The sequence below is a fragment of the Shinella sp. GW821-FHT10F02 genome, from assembly GCF_058809275.1.
Map to the genome: position 1 here is coordinate 228,292 of NZ_JBXASL010000009.1, position 17,249 is coordinate 245,540.

The 17,249-nt window shown below is 64.5% G+C and carries 20 protein-coding genes; 13 read left to right on the forward strand and 7 right to left on the reverse strand.

Annotation, left to right across the window (positions count from 1 at the left end):
• Position 1 precedes the first annotated feature (1 nt).
• Positions 2–1,015, reverse strand: coding sequence for an AAA family ATPase (locus AC1RWL_RS26685; protein WP_493096452.1), 1,014 nt, complete (start codon positions 1,013–1,015; stop codon positions 2–4).
• A gap of 212 nt (positions 1,016–1,227) precedes the next feature.
• Here AC1RWL_RS26685 and AC1RWL_RS26690 point away from each other — a divergent pair, with 212 nt between their 5' ends.
• The 3 genes from AC1RWL_RS26690 to AC1RWL_RS26700 are packed head-to-tail and all read left to right on the forward strand — an operon-like array spanning position 1,228 to position 3,730.
• Entirely contained in the window at positions 1,228–1,845 is a 618-nt protein-coding gene (locus AC1RWL_RS26690; RefSeq protein WP_493096451.1) for a DUF1285 domain-containing protein, read from the forward strand.
• Positions 1,842–2,474, forward strand: coding sequence for a CoA pyrophosphatase (locus tag AC1RWL_RS26695; protein ID WP_493096450.1), 633 nt, complete (start codon positions 1,842–1,844; stop codon positions 2,472–2,474). Before AC1RWL_RS26690 ends, AC1RWL_RS26695 begins: the two co-directional genes overlap by 4 nt.
• Positions 2,471–3,730: a CCA tRNA nucleotidyltransferase gene (locus AC1RWL_RS26700; RefSeq protein WP_493096449.1), complete on the forward strand. Its 1,260-nt coding sequence runs from the start codon at positions 2,471–2,473 to the stop codon at positions 3,728–3,730. The genes AC1RWL_RS26695 and AC1RWL_RS26700 overlap by 4 nt, the downstream gene beginning before the upstream one ends.
• Positions 3,731–3,736: 6 nt before the next feature.
• Here the strand turns inward: AC1RWL_RS26700 and AC1RWL_RS26705 are convergent, their stop codons facing one another.
• The 3 genes from AC1RWL_RS26705 to hemF all read right to left on the reverse strand — a co-directional run bounded on the left by AC1RWL_RS26705 (position 3,737) and on the right by hemF (position 5,342).
• Positions 3,737–3,928: a DUF1059 domain-containing protein gene (locus AC1RWL_RS26705; protein WP_493096448.1), complete on the reverse strand. Its 192-nt coding sequence runs from the start codon at positions 3,926–3,928 to the stop codon at positions 3,737–3,739.
• A 161-nt stretch (positions 3,929–4,089) separates the two neighbouring features.
• Positions 4,090–4,341, reverse strand: coding sequence for a hypothetical protein (locus tag AC1RWL_RS26710; protein ID WP_256117536.1), 252 nt, complete (start codon positions 4,339–4,341; stop codon positions 4,090–4,092).
• An 89-nt stretch (positions 4,342–4,430) separates the two neighbouring features.
• Positions 4,431–5,342, reverse strand: coding sequence for an oxygen-dependent coproporphyrinogen oxidase (hemF, locus tag AC1RWL_RS26715; RefSeq protein WP_493096447.1), 912 nt, complete (start codon positions 5,340–5,342; stop codon positions 4,431–4,433).
• 169 nt (positions 5,343–5,511) lie between these two features.
• Here hemF and AC1RWL_RS26720 point away from each other — a divergent pair, with 169 nt between their 5' ends.
• Positions 5,512–5,769 carry a hypothetical protein gene (locus AC1RWL_RS26720; protein ID WP_256117534.1) on the forward strand — a complete coding sequence of 86 codons (258 nt, stop codon included), beginning with the start codon at positions 5,512–5,514 and terminating at the stop codon, positions 5,767–5,769.
• A gap of 146 nt (positions 5,770–5,915) precedes the next feature.
• Here the strand turns inward: AC1RWL_RS26720 and AC1RWL_RS26725 are convergent, their stop codons facing one another.
• Positions 5,916–6,308, reverse strand: coding sequence for a tautomerase family protein (locus AC1RWL_RS26725; protein ID WP_493096446.1), 393 nt, complete (start codon positions 6,306–6,308; stop codon positions 5,916–5,918).
• Between the two features lie 94 nt (positions 6,309–6,402).
• Between AC1RWL_RS26725 and AC1RWL_RS26730 the strand changes: the two genes are divergently transcribed.
• Positions 6,403–7,275: a LysR substrate-binding domain-containing protein gene (locus tag AC1RWL_RS26730; protein WP_493096445.1), complete on the forward strand. Its 873-nt coding sequence runs from the start codon at positions 6,403–6,405 to the stop codon at positions 7,273–7,275.
• 112 nt (positions 7,276–7,387) lie between these two features.
• Positions 7,388–8,668, forward strand: coding sequence for a hemolysin family protein (locus tag AC1RWL_RS26735; RefSeq protein ID WP_435267760.1), 1,281 nt, complete (start codon positions 7,388–7,390; stop codon positions 8,666–8,668).
• Here AC1RWL_RS26735 and soxR read toward each other — a convergent pair.
• Positions 8,665–9,135, reverse strand: coding sequence for a redox-sensitive transcriptional activator SoxR (soxR, locus tag AC1RWL_RS26740; protein WP_493096444.1), 471 nt, complete (start codon positions 9,133–9,135; stop codon positions 8,665–8,667). The two genes, AC1RWL_RS26735 and soxR, sit on opposite strands and share 4 nt — an antisense overlap.
• Before the next feature lie 73 nt (positions 9,136–9,208).
• Between soxR and AC1RWL_RS26745 the strand changes: the two genes are divergently transcribed.
• Together AC1RWL_RS26745 and AC1RWL_RS26750 are read left to right on the forward strand one after the other, a co-directional pair.
• Positions 9,209–9,781, forward strand: coding sequence for an NADPH-dependent FMN reductase (locus AC1RWL_RS26745; RefSeq protein WP_492646811.1), 573 nt, complete (start codon positions 9,209–9,211; stop codon positions 9,779–9,781).
• Positions 9,778–10,986, forward strand: coding sequence for an MFS transporter (locus tag AC1RWL_RS26750; RefSeq protein WP_493096443.1), 1,209 nt, complete (start codon positions 9,778–9,780; stop codon positions 10,984–10,986). The genes AC1RWL_RS26745 and AC1RWL_RS26750 overlap by 4 nt, the downstream gene beginning before the upstream one ends.
• Before the next feature lies 1 nt (position 10,987).
• On the opposite strand, the gene AC1RWL_RS26755 is transcribed toward AC1RWL_RS26750, so the two are convergent.
• A complete protein-coding gene (locus tag AC1RWL_RS26755; RefSeq protein ID WP_493096442.1) occupies positions 10,988–11,449 on the reverse strand; it encodes a tRNA (cytidine(34)-2'-O)-methyltransferase in 462 nt (153 codons plus the stop codon).
• 351 nt (positions 11,450–11,800) lie between these two features.
• On the opposite strand from AC1RWL_RS26755, the gene AC1RWL_RS26760 reads away from it, so the two are divergent.
• The 5 genes from AC1RWL_RS26760 (at position 11,801) to petA (ending at position 17,236) form a co-directional block, all read left to right on the forward strand.
• Positions 11,801–13,654: an ABC transporter ATP-binding protein gene (locus AC1RWL_RS26760; RefSeq protein WP_493096441.1), complete on the forward strand. Its 1,854-nt coding sequence runs from the start codon at positions 11,801–11,803 to the stop codon at positions 13,652–13,654.
• 104 nt (positions 13,655–13,758) lie between these two features.
• Positions 13,759–13,956 (forward strand): ribbon-helix-helix domain-containing protein, encoded by a 198-nt coding sequence (locus AC1RWL_RS26765; protein ID WP_492646815.1) that lies wholly within the window; start codon positions 13,759–13,761, stop codon positions 13,954–13,956.
• Positions 13,953–14,309: a hypothetical protein gene (locus AC1RWL_RS26770; protein ID WP_493096440.1), complete on the forward strand. Its 357-nt coding sequence runs from the start codon at positions 13,953–13,955 to the stop codon at positions 14,307–14,309. Before AC1RWL_RS26765 ends, AC1RWL_RS26770 begins: the two co-directional genes overlap by 4 nt.
• A 216-nt stretch (positions 14,310–14,525) precedes the next feature.
• A complete protein-coding gene (locus AC1RWL_RS26775; RefSeq protein ID WP_256117524.1) occupies positions 14,526–16,394 on the forward strand; it encodes an ABC transporter ATP-binding protein in 1,869 nt (622 codons plus the stop codon).
• 263 nt (positions 16,395–16,657) lie between these two features.
• The gene (gene petA / locus AC1RWL_RS26780) at positions 16,658–17,236 is read left to right on the forward strand and encodes a ubiquinol-cytochrome c reductase iron-sulfur subunit (protein ID WP_256117523.1); all 579 of its coding nucleotides are present in this window, start codon (positions 16,658–16,660) and stop codon (positions 17,234–17,236) included.
• The last annotated feature ends 13 nt before the right edge of the window (positions 17,237–17,249 follow it).

A 17,249-nucleotide genomic window follows, 5' to 3' on the forward strand; every position in this document is an offset into this window, starting at 1 on the left:
CTCAGCCGCCCGCCTGCCGGACAAGGCTTGCAATGACGTCACGCACAGACATGCCCTCGGCGCGTGCGCCGAAGGTCAGCGCCATGCGGTGCTGCAGGACGGGTTCGGCCAGCGCCAGCACGTCGTCAACGGAGGGCGCGAGGCGGCCTTCGTAGAGTGCGCGGGCACGGGCACAGAGCATCAGCGCCTGGCCGGCGCGGGGGCCTGGACCCCAGGCGACGTGCTTGTCGGTGCCGGCGACGCCATTGCCGGGGCGGGCGGAGCGCACCAGCGAGAGGATCGCGTCGAGCACCTTTTCGCTGACCGGCATCTGGCGGATGAGGGTCTGGATCTCGATGAGCCGTTCGGCGGAGATCGCCGCACTGGCATGCGCCTCGTGCACGCCGGTGGTTTCCAGCAGGATCTGCCGCTCGGCGGCAAGTTCCGGATAATCGACGTCGACCTGCAGCAGGAAGCGGTCGAGCTGGGCTTCCGGCAGCGGATAGGTGCCTTCCTGCTCCAGCGGGTTCTGCGTCGCGAGCACATGGAAGGGTTTCGGCAGGTCGTTGGTCTGGCCGGCGACCGTGACGTGATATTCCTGCATGGCCTGGAGCAGGGCGGACTGGGTGCGCGGCGAGGCGCGGTTGATCTCGTCGGCCATCAGGAGCTGTGTGAAGATCGGGCCGGGCACGAAGCGGAAGGAGCGCTTGCCGTTCTCGTCCTGGTCCATCACTTCGGAGCCGAGGATATCGGAGGGCATCAGGTCGGGCGTGAACTGGATGCGGCTGGAGGCAAGGCCGAGCACGGTGCCGAGCGTGGCGACCAGCTTGGTCTTGGCAAGACCCGGCACGCCCACCAGAAGCGCATGGCCCCCGGAGAGCACGGCGAGCATGGTCTGCTCGACCACGCTTTCCTGGCCGAAGATCACCTTGCCCACTTCCTGGCGGATGATGGCAATATCGGAGAGCGCGCGCTCGGCGGCGGCGATGACCGCTTTTTCGTCCAGGCCTGCCTCGGGGGAATTCTGAACGCCCATGGTCGTCTCCAGTGTCGGTTCCAACGTAACACGAATCGTGGCTTTGCCATGTTCGCATGCTTCATCGAGAGCTTATTAGCTCACCCGTGGCTGACAAGCGGCCACGAAATGACTATCTCGTGAGAAAGAGGTGTATCCACCCTTTCCTCGATCAAGAGGGCCTCAATCAAGAGGACCCTCTCGCGGAGATAGGGTTCAACCGGGACGGAACAATGGCAACGGGCGAAATTCGCGAAAGCAGCGACGCGGCGGGACTGGCCGCCTTGATCTCGCGGGCAGCCGCGGAAACCGGCGGGCGCGGCCTGCCGCCGGTCGAGCGCTGGAACCCGCCGTTCTGCGGCGATATCGACATGGAGATCCGCGCCGACGGTACCTGGTTCTACATGGGCACGCCGATCGGCCGCGCGCCGCTGGTGCGGCTGTTCTCGACGGTGCTGCGCAAGGACGAGGATGGCAACACCTATCTTGTGACGCCGGTCGAGCGGGTCGGCATCCGCGTTGTCGATGCACCGTTCCTGGCGGTCGAGATGAATGCGGCGGGCGAGGGGGAGGCGCGGACGCTGACCTTCCGCACCAATGTCGGCGATGTCGTAGAAGCTGGAGTGGAGCATCCGCTGCGTTTTGTGATTGCCGGTGAAAACAATGAGTTGAAGCCGTATCTTCTCATTCGCGGCCGGCTGGAGGCGCTGGTCTCGCGGGCGGTAATGTACGAGCTGGTGGAGCTCGGCGAAACCATCGAGATCGACGGTGTCGAGATGTTTGCGCTGCGCTCCGGCGGCGTGGTCTTCCCGGTCATGCTGGCGGCCGAGCTGGATCAGCTTTCCCGATGAGTTTTCCACCCTACAGTGCCGCGGAATTCCGCCGCCGGGCCATGCAACAGACCTTGACGCTTCGCGACGAGAGCTGGCGCGACCACGGCGACAGCCTGCTCAACCCCTCGGTCATTCCCCATCTCGAAGGCATGCACCTGCGCGATGCCGCCGTGCTGATCCCCGTCGTGGACGACGGCGAGGAGGCGCGTGTCATCTTCACGCAGCGCACCACCACCATGCGCAAACATTCCGGCCAGGTCGCCTTTCCGGGCGGGGCGGTCGATGACGAGGATGCGGACGTGGAGGCGGCGGCGATGCGCGAGGCGGAGGAGGAGATCAGCCTCGACCGCCGTTTCGTCGAGCCCGTCGGCCGCCTGCCGCAGTACAAGGCGCTGTCCGGCTTTTCCATCACGCCGGTGCTGGCGGTGGTGCAGCCGGGTTTCGAGCTCATCGCCAACCCGGACGAGGTGGAGGCGGTTTTCGACGTGCCGCTCTCCTTCCTGATGGACCCGCGCAACCACGAACGCGGCAGCGGCGTCTGGCTCGGCGCCGAGCGGCACTATTATCGCCTGCCCTATGAGGGGCGGAACATCTGGGGCATCACCGCCGGCATCGTGCGGATGATCTATGAAAGGCTTTATGCATGACCTCTGTTTCGGGCGAGGCGTGGTTTACCGATCCGGCGCTCGTGCGCGTGCTGGCGCTGCTCAACAGCGACGGCGGCGAGGGACGCGTGGCGGGCGGTGCCGTGCGCAACAGCCTGATGGGCCTACCGGTCGCCGACGTCGATATCGCCACGACGCTGAAGCCGGAGGTGGTGGTCGAGCGGGCGAATGTCGCCGGCATCAAGGCGGTGCCGACCGGCATCGAGCATGGCACGGTGACGCTGGTGATCGACGGGAAACCCTTCGAGGTGACGACGCTGCGCCGCGACGTCGCGACCGACGGGCGGCACGCCGAGGTCGCCTTCGGCGCGGATTGGCAGATGGATGCCGAGCGGCGCGACCTCACCATCAACGCGCTCTACGCCACTGCGGAGGGCACCGTCGTCGATCTCGTGAACGGCTTGGCCGATATCGAGAGCCGCACGGTGCGGTTCATCGGCGATGCCGCGACGCGCATCGCGGAGGATCACCTGCGCATCCTGCGCTTCTTCCGCTTTTTCGCGCTCTATGGCAGCGGGCGGCCGGATGCCGAGGGCCTGAAGGCCTGCGCGCGGGCGAAGGACAAGCTCGGAAAATTGTCGGCCGAACGGGTTTGGTCGGAGACGAAGAAGCTGCTGGCGGCACCTGATCCCGGCCGCGCGCTACTCTGGATGCGTCAGGCCGGCGTGCTCACCGAAATCCTGCCCGAGACGGAAAAATGGGGCATCGATGCCATTCCCGGCCTGATCGACGCCGAAAAGGCCTTCGGCTGGACGCCGGATGCGCTGCTGCGGCTGGCCGCCATGGTGCCGGCGGACCGCGAGCGGCTGAAGGCGCTTGCCGAGCGTCTGCGCCTGTCCAAGGCGGAGGCGGCGACGCTCGATTACTGGGCTTCTGCGCCGGAGATCGCGCCAAAACTGGCGGAAACGGCCTTCGACCGGCTGCTCTATCGCAACGGCCCGCAGGGGCTGACGATGCGGCTGAAACTGGCGCTCGCTGGCGCCCGGGCACGCGGCCTCGGCGATGCAGACGCGCTGGCTTTCGCCGGCCTGTGCCAGCGGCTGCTGGCGCGGGTGCAGAAATGGCAGAAACCATCCTTCCCGCTGAACGGCGCGGATGTGCTGGCAGCCGGGCTCGCCGCGGGACCAAAGGTCGGCACGCTGCTGTGGGCGATCGAAGAGGAATGGGTGGCGGGCAATTTCCATGAGGGCCGGGCAAAGTTGCTTGCCCGGCTGGAAGCCCTCGTCAGGGAAGGCTGAGAAATGTCACGCGGCGTCGGCGGCTTTTTCGTCGACGATGCGTTCCTTGATGTGATCGACGGTGCTTTCCCGGATCATCGTCTCGTCATGCGCGGTGCGCATGTGCTCGACGGCGCGGCGCACGACTTCGGCGTCGTCATTGGCCCGCGTATGCCAGTCGCATCCGGGGACGAGTGAACCGCATTCAAAAAGTCTCATGACCTATCTCCTGTCGTTTCAACGGGATCAGTGTAGCAGATGAGGCCCGATCGGCCAAACCGGGACCGGACCCGCGGCTGAAAAGCCGTCGTCAGAAACGGCAAAACCCGCCCGGAGTTCCGCTCCGGCTGAGGAATATTCGAGGCTCGCCCGGAACGCCGTCAGGCGGCGTCTTCGTCCTTTGCCCAGGCGTCGAAGCAGGCGGACGACTGCAACTGTTCCGGCCGCGTATGGTGGTCGGCGAGGTGGTGGACGGTGCCACCGGCAATGCGCCGCCGAGCTTCTTCGACGAAATAGGAATGTGGAAGGTCCATGCCGCTTTCGACGCGCATGGTTTCTGCAAAACGATCGAGAAAATCGGCGGATTGCGGGTCGATGCCCGACGTTGCCGCATGCTGTGTCGCGACTGTCATGATAACCTCCTCCATGAGATCATGCCCGGGCATGATACCACGAAAGGGGTAGGGCCGGTAATCACAAGGCCGTATTGCCCACCGTTATTTCACGGCCAGCGCACCACCGGGGGCAGTGACGAGAGGATGGAATCGACATTGCCGCCGGTCTTCAGGCCGAAGATCGTGCCGCGGTCATAGAGCAGGTTAAACTCGACGTAGCGGCCGCGGCGCACGAGCTGTTCGTCGCGGTCCTCTTCCGTCCAGCCCTTGTTGAAGTTCGAGCGCACGATGCGCGGATAGACCATCGCGAAGGCGCGGCCGACATCCTGGGTGAAAGCGAAATCCGCCTCCCAGCCGCCAAGCTCTTCCGACGAATGCAGCCAGTCGTAGAAGATGCCGCCGGTGCCGCGCGGTTCGTTTCGGTGCTTCAGGAAGAAGTAGTCGTCGCACCAGTCCTTGAACTTTGCGTGGTCTGCGACCGGATGGCGGTTGCAGGTGATCTCCATCGCCTTGTGGAAGAGCTGGGTATCGGGATCGTCCATCACGCGGCGGCGGTCGAGCACCGGCGTCAGGTCCGCGCCGCCGCCGAACCAGCGGCTGGTGGTGACGACCATGCGGGTGTTCATGTGCACGGCCGGCACGTTGGGGTTCACCGGATGGGCGATCAGCGAGATGCCGGAGGCCCAGAAGCGCGGGTCCTCGTCGGCGCCGGGGATCTGGCCGCGGAATTCCGGCGAGAACTCGCCGTGGACCGTGGAGGTGTGCACGCCGACCTTCTCGAAGACGCGGCCGTCCATCATCGACATGCGGCCGCCGCCGCCTTCGCCATTGTCGCGCTGCCAATCCTTGCCGACGAAGCGGCCGGGCGGCAGGTCGGACAGCGGGCCTTCCAGCTCGTCCTCCAGCGCCTCGAAGCTGGCGCAGATCGCGTCGCGAAGATGTTCGAACCAGGCGCGGGCGTCGGCCTTCTTTTCTTCGATATCCTCTGGCAGGCCTTTCGGCAGGTCTGGTCGTTCCATGGTGCTTCCCGCTGCCGGCGGAGCGCCGCCGAATCGCATTTTCGCCACAGTTCCCAACTTTGCGCCATTTGGCAACCGCGCAGCGCGATCGGCCGGGGCGCGGGACTCGCAAAACGTGCCATGGCGGCTTATCTTCCTTTCATTGAATGTGCTGCCGGAGGAAATCTGCATGGCGCGTGTTCCCGGTCCGCCCCCGATGCAGGGGCTCCGGCGCCAGATCGAGCGCCGCCGTCGCGAAAACCCCGCGGGCGACGGCCATTTCGTGCGCGAGACCTTCTGCCTCGAGCGGCAGGCGGCGCGGGAAAAGGCGCGCGAATGGTTCGATCAATGGCCGAAAGCCGCCTACTGGACGGAGGTCGAGAGCTGGCGCGCCATGGAAGGCGACCGCATCGAATTCACCATGCGCCGCCTGCCCAGCGCCGACTGACGCCTGGGACCGATCGGCATTCAGCCCATGCCGGTCTGCAAATGGCGCTTTTGCGTGCTTCCGGTGCTCACGTACATTGAGTACGCTGCGCTCCGGGTCACGCAAAACCGCCATTTTCGTCACGGCCTGAGCTGAATCGATCGGTCCTACGCCGCCATCGCAATGCGCCGGCTTTCCTGCGTGCGTCCGCCATAACCCCAGCTTTCCATCGGGACTTCGCGCACGATGACGTAGGTGACCGGGTGGAGCGGCGCGCCTACGGCTTCTTCCAGCAGCGCATAGGCGGCGGCAATGAAGCGCTCCTTTTCCTCGGCCGTGTTGGTGCCCTCGCTGACGGTCACTTCGAGATAGCCCGCGGACGGCTGCCGGCGCACGCCGACGGTCCAGGCCTCGGCGTTCGTCTCTTCGATGAAGACGGCGGTTGCCTCGGCGCGCTTGTTGAGCAGGGTGACGGCAAGGCGGGTGGCCTCGTCCTGGAGATGCAGGCGCTCGGCATCCGTGAGGCTGCGGCCGGCGATGCGGATATGAAGGAAGGGCATGGTCGTCTCCTGTCGCTGTTGACGGGATGAGCCTATTGCGCGACTATCGTTTTTAAAATTGAGAAGTGTTGCCACAATAGTTTTGGAAAACTGAATGGTCTCGTCGCGCAATTTCGACATGGACGTGCTGCGCACCTTCGTTACGGGCGTGCGCTTCGGCAGTTTCGCCAAGGCCGCGGAGGCGCTGGGACGCACGCCGCCGGCCGTCAGCCTGCAGCTGAAAAAGCTCTCGGATCTGAGCGGGCAGACGCTGTTCACCAAACAGGGCAGGGGGTTGGCGCTCACCGATGCCGGCGAGGCGCTCTATGATTATGCGGTGCGCATTCTGGAACTGAACGACGAGGCGATGATGATGCTCGGCTCCAGCCGCTCGCTCGATGGCTGGCTGCGCATCGGCATCCCGCAGGATTTTGCCGAAACCTCGCTGCCGCCGGTGCTCGGCCGGTTTTCGCGGGCGCATCCGAAGCTTCGGGTGGAGGCGCGGGTCGATCGCGGCGCCAAGCTGGTGGCGGCCGTCGAGCGTGGCGATCTCGACATGGCGGTCACCTGGGGCGGGCAGCGCAGCGCCCATTGCCGGCATATCGCAACGCATCCGATCGTCTGGATCGCGGCTGCGGATTATGACCTGCCGCCCGGCGAGCCGGTGCCGCTCATCGCCTTCGATCCGCCCTGTTCCTTCCGCGCCGCCGCGGTCGATGCGCTTTCCGCCACGGGGCGCGACTGGCGGCAGGTCTTTGCCAGCCCCGGCCTTGCCGGGCTCTGGGCGGCGGTGACGGCGGGGCTCGGCGTGACCATCCGCACCACGACCGGCATGCCGATGCATCTGCGCGTGCTCGATCCCGAACGGGCCGGCTTGCCGGCGCTCGGCAGCGTCGACCTGATGCTGCACACGGCCGAGGCCGTGCCCGCCGCACCGGTGTCGCGGCTGCGGGATATCCTGCTCGAAATGCTTGTTGTCCCGTCCTGATGGCACCAACCGCGGGAAGTTCGATTGACGCCGGACCGCCGCACCCCTATCTTGCCGCCATCATCATCAACAGAAAGGCGCCGTTGCGGTTCTAAAGCACGGCTCACAGTCCTTGTTCGAACTCGCGATTGCCGTCTTCCTCATCCTCCTCAACGGGGTCTTTGCCCTTTCCGAACTTTCCATCGTTTCCGCGCGCAAACCGCGCCTGAAGACCATGGCCGCGCAGGGCTCGCGCGGTGCCGCGGCTGCGCTGCGGCTGGCCGAAAACCCCGGAAAATTCCTCTCCACCGTCCAGATCGGCATCACGCTGATCGGCGTTCTCGCGGGTGCCTTTTCCGGTGCGGCGCTCGGTAGCCGCCTGCGCGACATCCTGTTTGCCGAGGGCGTGCCGGACTGGCTGGCCGATCCGCTCGGCTACGGTATCGTCATCTTCCTCATCACCTATCTCTCGGTCGTCGTCGGCGAACTGGTGCCCAAGCAGATCGCGCTGAAGAACCCGGAGCGTTTCGCAACGCTTGTGGCGCCCGCCATGTCGCTGCTCTCCAAGGTCGGCGCGCCGGCCGTCTGGATCCTCGATGCCTCGACGCGGCTGATCTTCCGCCTGCTCGGCCAGCACCAGGTTGCCGAAAGCATCGTCACGGACGAGGAGATCAAGACGATTGTCGCCGAAGCCGAGGCCGCCGGCGTCATCGAGGGCGGCGAGAAGCTGATGATCGCCGGCGTCATGCGCTTTTCCGACCGCGAGGCACGCGGCCTCATGACGCCGCGCAACGATGTCGACTGGATCGACCTCGGCGATACGGTGGAGGAAATCCACCAGCAGCTCGTCGACAGCCAGCATGGCCGCCTGCCGGTCGCCGATGGCGGGCCGGAGACCATCGTCGGCATCGTGCAGAAGCGCGAGCTGCTCTCGGCGCTCCTCACCGGCCAGCCGCTCGACATCCGCACCTTCATCCGCCCCGCGCCGATCGTGCCGGATACGATGGATGCGATGCGCGTGCTTGAAAAGCTGCGCAATTCCGAAGTGCCGATGATGCTCGTGCATGACGAATACGGCCACTTCGAAGGCGTCATCACGCCCGCCGACGTGCTGGAGGCGATCGCCGGCGTTTTCCGCGCCGATATCGAGGAAGGCGACGACGAACATGCCGTGCAGCGCGAGGACGGCTCCTGGCTCATCGCCGGTTCCATGCCGATCGACGAGATGGCCGATCGCCTCGGCCTGCTGCTGCCGGCCCGCCGCAGCTACCAGACGGCGGCCGGCATGGTCATCGAATCGCTGCAGAAGCTGCCGAAGACCGGCGAGGTCACGGAAACCCAGGGCTGGCGCTTCGAGGTCGTCGACATGGACGGCCGCCGCGTCGACAAGCTGCTCGCCACCCGCCTCGATTAAGCCGGATCGGGTTCGAGCAATCTCGGGCCCGGCCCTTCCGCGGCAAGCGTGTCCCATGGGTTGCGCAGCGGACATTCCTGCATGGACAGGCACCCGCAGCCGATGCAGCCGTCGAGCTGGTTGCGCAGCTTGGTGAGGCGCGCGATGCGCTCGTCGAGCAGGCCGCGCCAGGTCTCAGAGAGCTTGCGCCAGTCCTGCGCCGTCAGCGGCCGATCGTGCGGCAGCACGGACAGCGCGTCCGCGATTTCCGACAGGGGAATGCCGGTGCGCTGCGCCACTTTGATGACCGCGACACGGCGCAGGATGCTGCGCGGATAGCGCCGCTGGTTGCCGCGGTTGCGCTGGCTGCGGATCAGCCCTTTCGTCTCGTAGAAATGCAACGTGGATACCGCCACCCCGCTGCGTTCGGCGACCTCGCCGACGCTGAGTTCCCGGGGGATGGCGTCGCGCGCGCTTTTTTTAGTCATGGCTGTTGACCTCAACTTTGCTTGAGGTTTTATACCAGCGGCTCCCTGCTTTTCCAACATGGAGCTGAACCGCATGACAGACAGACTGACCATCGCCCTCATCTATGGCAGCGGCCGCGAAGGGCGTTTCGCCGATACGATCGCGGGATGGCTGGAACCGGCGCTGGCCGGCTTCGGGCAATACACCATCATCCGCATCGATCCGGTGGAGCTGACCTTCACGCCCGGCGGCCTTGACGAGGCCTCGGCACAGCTCGTCGAAAGCCGGATCTCGCAGGCGGATGCCTTCCTCATCGTCACGCCGGAATACAACCACGCCTATCCGGCGGCGCTGAAGGCGATCATCGATTGCTGCTTCCGGCCCTGGCATGCCAAGCCCATCGCCTTCGTCTCCTATGGCGGCGTTTCCGGCGGCCTGCGCGCCGTGGAGCAGCTGCGGCTGGTCTTTGCCGAGCTGCATGCGGTGGCGATCCGCGAGACGGTGAGCCTGGCGCACGCCTGGACGCAGTTCGACCCGGTCGGCAATCCCTTCCGCCCCGGCCAGCTCAACGGCCAGCTTGCCGTGCTGATGAAGCGGCTTTCCTGGTGGGCGCATGCGTTGAAGACGGCGCGCATCGCGACGCGCTATGACGAGGTGGCGGCATGAGGCCGGACTTTTATGCGACGGCGGAAGTCGCCCGCTCCCGCGACGAACGCCGGCGCAATGCGACGCTGCTCTTCATCAGCACGCTCACCATCATGTCGGGTGCGACGATCTCCGCCTCGCTGCCGGGCATCGCCGCGCGGTTTGCCGATGTGGAGAATGTCGCGCTGCTGAGCCGGCTGGTGCTGACGCTGCCGGCCATGTTCATCGCGCTGTTTTCCCCGGCGGCGGGTTTTCTCGTCGACCGTTTCGGGCGCAAGCCGCTGCTGCTTGCCTCGCTCGGGCTGTTCGCCGTCGCGGGCGCCTCCGGCCTCGTCCTCGATACGCTGCCCGGCCTGCTCATCGGGCGCGCCGTGCTGGGTCTTGCCGTCGGCGGCATCATGACGGCGACGACGGCGCTGGTCGGCGATTTTTTCCAGGGGCCGGCGCGCGATCGCTACATGGGCCTGCAACAGGCCTTCGTCGGCATCGGCGGGACGATCTTCCTGACGGGTGGCGGGTTCCTTGCGGAAGTGCACTGGCGCGGGCCGTTCTTCATCTACACGGTGGCGATCCTGCTGGTGCCGGCAGCACTCGCCTTCCTGCCGGAGCCGCGCCGGGTTCGCCCGGCCGGTCCCGCCACGGGGGAGGGCAGGCTCGACGGGCGCACGACGGCGCTGCTTGCCCTGCTGTTTCTTGCCGCGGCCGTCAACATGATCGCCTTCTACATGATCCCTACGCAGCTTCCCTTCTATCTCGAATCGCTTGGCTTCGCCGCACCCAGCCTTGCCGGCACGGCGATCGGCGCCGGCCAGCTCGTCGGGGTGGTGAGCGCGCTCGCCTTCGCGCCGTTCCGCCGCCTGCTCGGCATCATGGGCGTCTTCGGCCTCGGCTTCATCTCGGCCGGGCTGTCGTTCCTGCTGCTTTCCGGCGCGGAAAGCTATGGCAGCGTGCTGGCCGCCATGGCGGTATCGGGCATCTGCATGGGCACGATCATGCCGAATTTCGCCGCCGCCGCCATGCTGCTGGCACCGCCGGCACTGCGCGGCCGCATCTCGGGCCTCTTGGTGTCGAGCATCTTTGCCGGCCAGTTCCTGTCGCCGATCGTCTCGCAGCCGCTGATCACCGCCACGGGTTACGACGGCGCTTACATGATCGTCGGCTCGGTGGTGCTGGTCTTCGGCATCGCGGCCGCGGCCGTGCGGCTGGCGCGGCCGGGCCATGGTTAGGTCAGGCGAAGCCGGTCTGGCGCAGCGCCTCGCCGCAGATCATCGCGGCGGAGAGCGCGACATTGATGGATCGCTGTCCCTCGACCATCGGAATGAGCACCCGGCCATCCGCCGTGTCGTGCACGCGGTCCGGCACGCCCGCACTTTCGCGGCCGAAGAGCAGGATGTCGTCCGGCCGGTAGGTGAAATCCGTGTAGCGCTCCGCCGCCTTGGTGGAGGCGAGCACGAGGCGGCGGCCGCTTGCCGCCCGCCACGCCTCGAAATGCTCCCAGCTCACATGTCGCGTCAGCGTCACGGCGGCGAGGTAGTCCATGCCGGCGCGTTTCAGGCTGCGGTCGGAGATGTCGAAGCCGGCCGGCTCGATGATGTCGACGGACAGGCCGAGGCAGGCGGCGAAACGCAGGATCGTGCCGGTATTGCCGGCAATATCGGGCTGGTAGAGGGCGATGTGGAGCGCGGACATGGGCTGTCGCCTATTCCAGATGTGGCGACAAGGCAACAGAATTGGCCGGAGCGATGAAATTGCGACAAAGTCACTGGCAAATTGCGTCGTTTCAGGCTAACCAAGGCGCATCTACAACGCGAGAAGAGGGAGGATCATGATGGATACCACGCATCGATTGCGCCTCCCGGCTGGAATCACGCCTCTTCTCGCTTAGGCGCCTCGCCGCACAAAATCCCATCGCATACCTTATTCAATTCGCTGTGTGACGTTTTTCATCGCCGCGCGGCAGTCCTGCCGGAACTCCGTTCCTGACCGCGCCGTTTTGCGTCGTCCGTCTCGGTTCCGTCTTTATGTATTACGGAGAAAGCCATGTTCGGCTGGTTCGAAAGACGTTTGAATCCCTATCCTTCCGAGGCGCCCTCGCTGCCGCCGAAGGGCCTTTTCGCCTTCCTGTGGCACTATACCAGGCCCGCAGGCCTGTGGCTCTTCGTGCTCGGCTTCTGCTCCATGGTGCTCGGCATCGCGGAAGTGCTGCTGTTCCAGTTCCTCGGCAACATCATCGACTGGCTGTCGAACAGCGATCCGAACACGTTCCTGTCGCGTGAAGGCGGCACGCTGATCTGGATGGCGGCGCTGCTGCTCATCGTCATTCCGGGCGTGGGCGCGCTGCACACCATGACCATGCACCAGGCGCTCGCGGGCAATTTCCCGATGATCGCCCGCTGGCAGATGCACCGCTACCTGATCCGCCAGAGCATGACCTTCTTCTCCAACGAGTTCGCCGGACGCGTCTCGACGAAGGTGATGCAGACGGCGCTTGCCGTGCGCGAAACGGTGATGAAGATCATCGACGTCTTCATCTATGTCGTCAGCTATTTCATCTCGATGATCGCGATCATCGCGTCGGCGGACCTGCGTCTCGTCGTGCCGCTGCTCGTGTGGTTCGTCGTCTATGTCTGCATCCTGCGCTATTTCGTGCCGAAGCTCATGGTGATCTCGCGCGAGCAGGCGGATGCGCGCTCGATGATGACGGGCCGGATCGTCGACAGCTACACCAATATCGCGACGGTCAAGCTGTTCTCGCATGCCGGCCGGGAGGAAACCTATGCCCGCGAAGGCATGGATGGCTTCCTGCAGACCGTACACAAGCAGATGCGACTCATCACGCTGTTCAACATCACGATCGACATCAACAATGTCGTGACGATGTTCTTCACCGCGGCGGTCGGCATCTACTTCTGGATGAACGGCGACGTTTCGGTCGGTGCCGTGGCGGTGGCCGTGGGCCTTGCCATGCGCATCAACGGCATGTCGCAGTGGGTGATGTGGGAAGTGACCGCGCTGTTCGAGAATATCGGCACGGTCTATGACGGCATGGGCATGATGACCAAGCCGCACGACATCAAGGATGGTCCCGAAGCGCCGCCACTGCCGGTTTCCAAGTGTGCGATCAGCTTCGACCACGTCCGCTTCCACTACGGCAAGAACAAGGGCGTGATCGAGGACCTGTCGCTGTCGATCGGTGCGGGCGAAAAGGTCGGCCTCGTCGGCCGCTCCGGCGCCGGCAAGACGACGCTGATGAACGTGCTCTTGCGGTTCTACGATCTCGAATCCGGCAAGATCACGATCGACGGCAAGGACATCGCGACGGTCACGCAGGACAGCCTGCGCTCGCAGATCGGCGTGGTGACGCAGGATACCTCGCTGCTGCACCGCTCGATCCGCGACAACATCGCCTACGGCAAGCCGGAAGCGACGGATGCGGAGATCATCGAGGCGGCCAAGCGCGCGAATGCCTGGGAGTTCATCGAAAGCCTCGTCGACCAGCAGGGCCGTGCCGGCCTCGATGCCCAGGTTGGCGAGCGCGGCGTCAAACTCTCCGGCGGCCAGCGCCAGCGCATCGCGATCGCCCGCGTCTTCCTGAAGGACGCGCCGATCCTCGTGCTGGACGAGGCAACCTCGGCGCTCGATTCGGAAGTCGAGGCCGCGATCCAGGAAAACCTCTTCGCCCTCATGCAGGGCAAGACGGTGATCGCGATTGCCCACCGCCTCTCGACGCTGACGGAGATGGACCGTGTCGTCGTGCTCGAAAAGGGCCATCTGCACGAGACCGGCACCCATGCCGAGCTCGTCGCCAGGGGCGGCATCTACGCCGACCTCTGGGCCCGCCAGTCCGGCGGCTTCATCGCCGACGACGCCGAAGCGGAAGTGGCGGCGGAGTAACCGGACAGAAGACACCCCTTTCCAGCAGAAGGGGTGTCTTCATAATAGTTCTTATCTATTGGGATTTTTCCACGCGCTATGCGACGGTGCGTAAGGAGCTTCCGATGAATGCTAGCGAATATTTTAGCAACCTGCTGCGCGACGAGCAGGAAAAGGAGAACGAAGCCCAGCTCGAAGCGTTTTTGCTCGAGGGCCTCGCCTCCGGCAAGGGTGACGTTGCCGACGCCGCCTTCTGGGGGGAACTGAAAACGGAAGCCGCCTATCTCCATGCCGCGGGTCCGCGCAAGGATAGTGACCGTTGAAAACCATCGCCCTGACAGATACCGAGTCGGAGAGGGTCGCCAAAATCCTCACGGCTGCTCAGACAGGATCATGGGATTTGTTCAAGTCCCTGTCCGAAGAAGAATTTTCCAATATGGAAAATATGCGCTCTCAGTTCATTACGACCTCAAAAATTGTTGTCGACATGAACTACAATTGGACTCTTGAGATAAATGCACTCCCAGATCCGTCTGGGTGGAGAATGATCCGCGTGCAAGTGTTGTCAAACAAGAAAGGCAATCAACCCGTTATTTTATTTTTGAGGAGCGAAAACACGACCGAAGACAGCAAAATTGGAATAGTGGCGTTTTATGAAGATTATGAATTTTCTTGAATAAGCGTTCTCCGAGGTTGAGTTCCCCCGGCGTCGCGCATATGGAAAAATCGGCAGCTTGCTGGTTTCATCGATCTGAAGATCTATTGCCTATTCTCGGCCAAAAAACTCACGGCGCGGAGTATCCCGAACGTCTCCGGAGCGGTCGGCTCAAGATCGTCCCCACCTTTCCAATCTTTAATTTGTCCCCCGCCCAAAACCGCCTATATCGGAGGCATGATCTTCCGCACGCTCTTCTCCTGGTTCGAGAACTGGATTCAGCCCTTTGCGCGGCGGGACGATCTTCGTCCGCCGCAGGGCCTGCTCGCCTTCATCTGGTTCTATGTGAGCCAGGCCAAGGCGCCGTTTGCGGCGATGCTGGTGCTGGGCGGCATTACGGCGGGTATCGAGGCGGCGACCTTCTGGTTCGTCGGGCGGCTGGTAGACATCCTGGCGACGGTCAAGCCGGGGGACGGGTGGAGCGGGCTGATTGCGGCGCATGGGCCGGAACTGCTCCTGATGCTCGGTCTCATCGGCCTCGTGCGATTCGTCGTCACCTTCCTGACGGCGCTGGTCGACCAGCAGGTGATCACGCCGGGCTTCTACAATCTGGTGCGCTGGCAGTCCTATGTGCATGTCGCGCGCCAGTCGCTCTCCTTCTTCCAGAACGATTTCTCCGGCCGAATCGTCACGAAGGTCTGGTCGGCGGGGCAGGCGACCGGCGACGTCATCACGTCGTTCATGGAAAGCATCTGGTTCGTGACGATCTACACGGCCTCGACGCTGGTGCTGCTCGGCGGGCTGGACTGGCGGCTGGCCGCCGTGCTGGCCGTGTGGCTCCTGGTCTTCTCGGTGCTCGCGCGCTATTTCGTGCCGCGCATCCGCGAACATTCGCGCCAGACCGCCGAAGCCGCGTCCATGCTCAGCGGCCGCATGGTCGATGCCTATTCCAACATCCAGACGCTGAAACTGTTCGGGCGCGACGACGCGAACGACCGCTACATGCGCAACGGCTTCGACATCTTCCAGACGACCACGTTGAATTTCACGCGGTTCCTCACCGGCGTGCGGGCCTCGATGGCGCTCGTTTCCGGCCTGATGATCGTCGCCATGGCGGTGCTGTCCATCCATCTCTGGCTCGGCGGCATCGCCAGTTCCGGCGCTGTCGCCTTCACCATGGCGCTGGTGCTGCGGCTGAACTTTTTGCTCAACCGGCTGATGACGCAGTTGAACAGCATCATGCGCAATATCGGCACGATCCAGAATTCCGCCGACCTCATCTCACAGCCGATCGGCCTCGTCGATGTGCCGGATGCGACGGAGATGAAGGTCACGCGGCCGGAAATCCGCTTCGAGAACGTCCGCTTCCATTACGGCCGCCAGTCCGGCGTCATCGACGACCTGACGCTGTCGATCCGGCCGGGCGAGAAGGTGGGCATTGTCGGCCGGTCGGGCGCCGGCAAGTCGACGCTGGTCAACCTGCTGTTGCGCTTCTACGATCTGGAAGGCGGCCGCATCCTCGTCGGCGGCGAGAACATTGCGCGCGTGACGCAGGAGAGCCTGCGCGCCAATATCGGCATGGTCAGCCAGGATACCGCGCTTTTGCACCGCTCGATCCGCGACAATATCCTGTTCGGCAATCCGGATGCCACCGAGGCCGAGGTGATCGAGGCGGCGAAGAAGGCCGAGGCGCACGATTTCATCCTGTCGCTCGAAGACCAGCGCGGCCGCACCGGCTATGACGCCCATGTCGGCGAGCGCGGGGTGAAACTCTCCGGCGGCCAGCGCCAGCGTATCGCGATCGCCCGCGTCATGCTGAAGGACGCGCCGATCCTCGTGCTCGACGAGGCGACCTCGGCGCTCGATAGCGAGGTCGAAGCGGCGATCCAGTCCAATCTCGAACGCCTGATGCGCGGCAAGACCGTGCTTGCCATCGCCCATCGGCTCTCCACCATCGCCGCCCTCGATCGCCTGATCGTCATGGACCGCGGTTCCATCGTGGAGGAGGGCACGCATGCCGAGCTCGTCTCGCGCGGCGGGCTCTATGCGGATCTCTGGTCGCGCCAGTCCGGCGGGTTCCTCGGACACGAGGAAGCGGCGCAATAGGGCCGCAAAGCGTCGTTTCGCGACTGCTTTTTCAGACGGGAAGCGCTGGATGTTCAAGGTGATGGGGGTGGCTTGTCAAGATGCCCCGTTTTTCCCGCGACAATGTGCCCACCTCCCCTTGCCAAGGCTGGACATAATTTGCGATCAAGCATAGAACGCGCCGGATTGACGGGGAATCTATGGCCGTATTGTGTCCGGATCTGACCGGTTTCCAAGGGGCGTGGCGGGTTTCCGCAGACTTTGCGTGAGAGGATGGTTTAGCCGTGAGCGAACACGAGACATCAAGCGAATCCCTGGGCGAGCCCACTCGCCGCGATTTCCTTTACCTGACCACCGGGATGGCTGGCGTCGTGGGCGGCGTGGCAGTTGCCTGGCCGTTCATCGACCAGATGCGTCCGGATGCGTCGACGCTGGCGCTCGGCGCCATCGATGTCGACGTCTCCAGCCTGACGCCCGGCATGTCCCTGACCGTCAAGTGGCGCGGCAAGCCGGTGTTCATCCGTAACCGGACGGACCAGGAAGTTGCGGAAGCCAAGGCCGTCGAGCTTGGCGACCTCAAGGACCCGGTCGCACGCAATGCCAATATCGCGACCGACGCCCAGGCGACGGACCTCGATCGTTCGGCGGGCGCGGGCAAGGAAAACTGGATCATCATGGTCGGTGTCTGTACCCATCTCGGCTGTATTCCGCTCGGCCAGGCCGGCGATTTCGGCGGGTGGTTCTGTCCCTGTCATGGTTCTCACTACGATACCGCTGGTCGTATTCGTAAGGGTCCGGCCCCCGAGAACCTCGCCGTGCCGACCTTCGCGTTCGTTACCGACACAGTTATCAAGATCGGTTGAGGGGACACCTGAT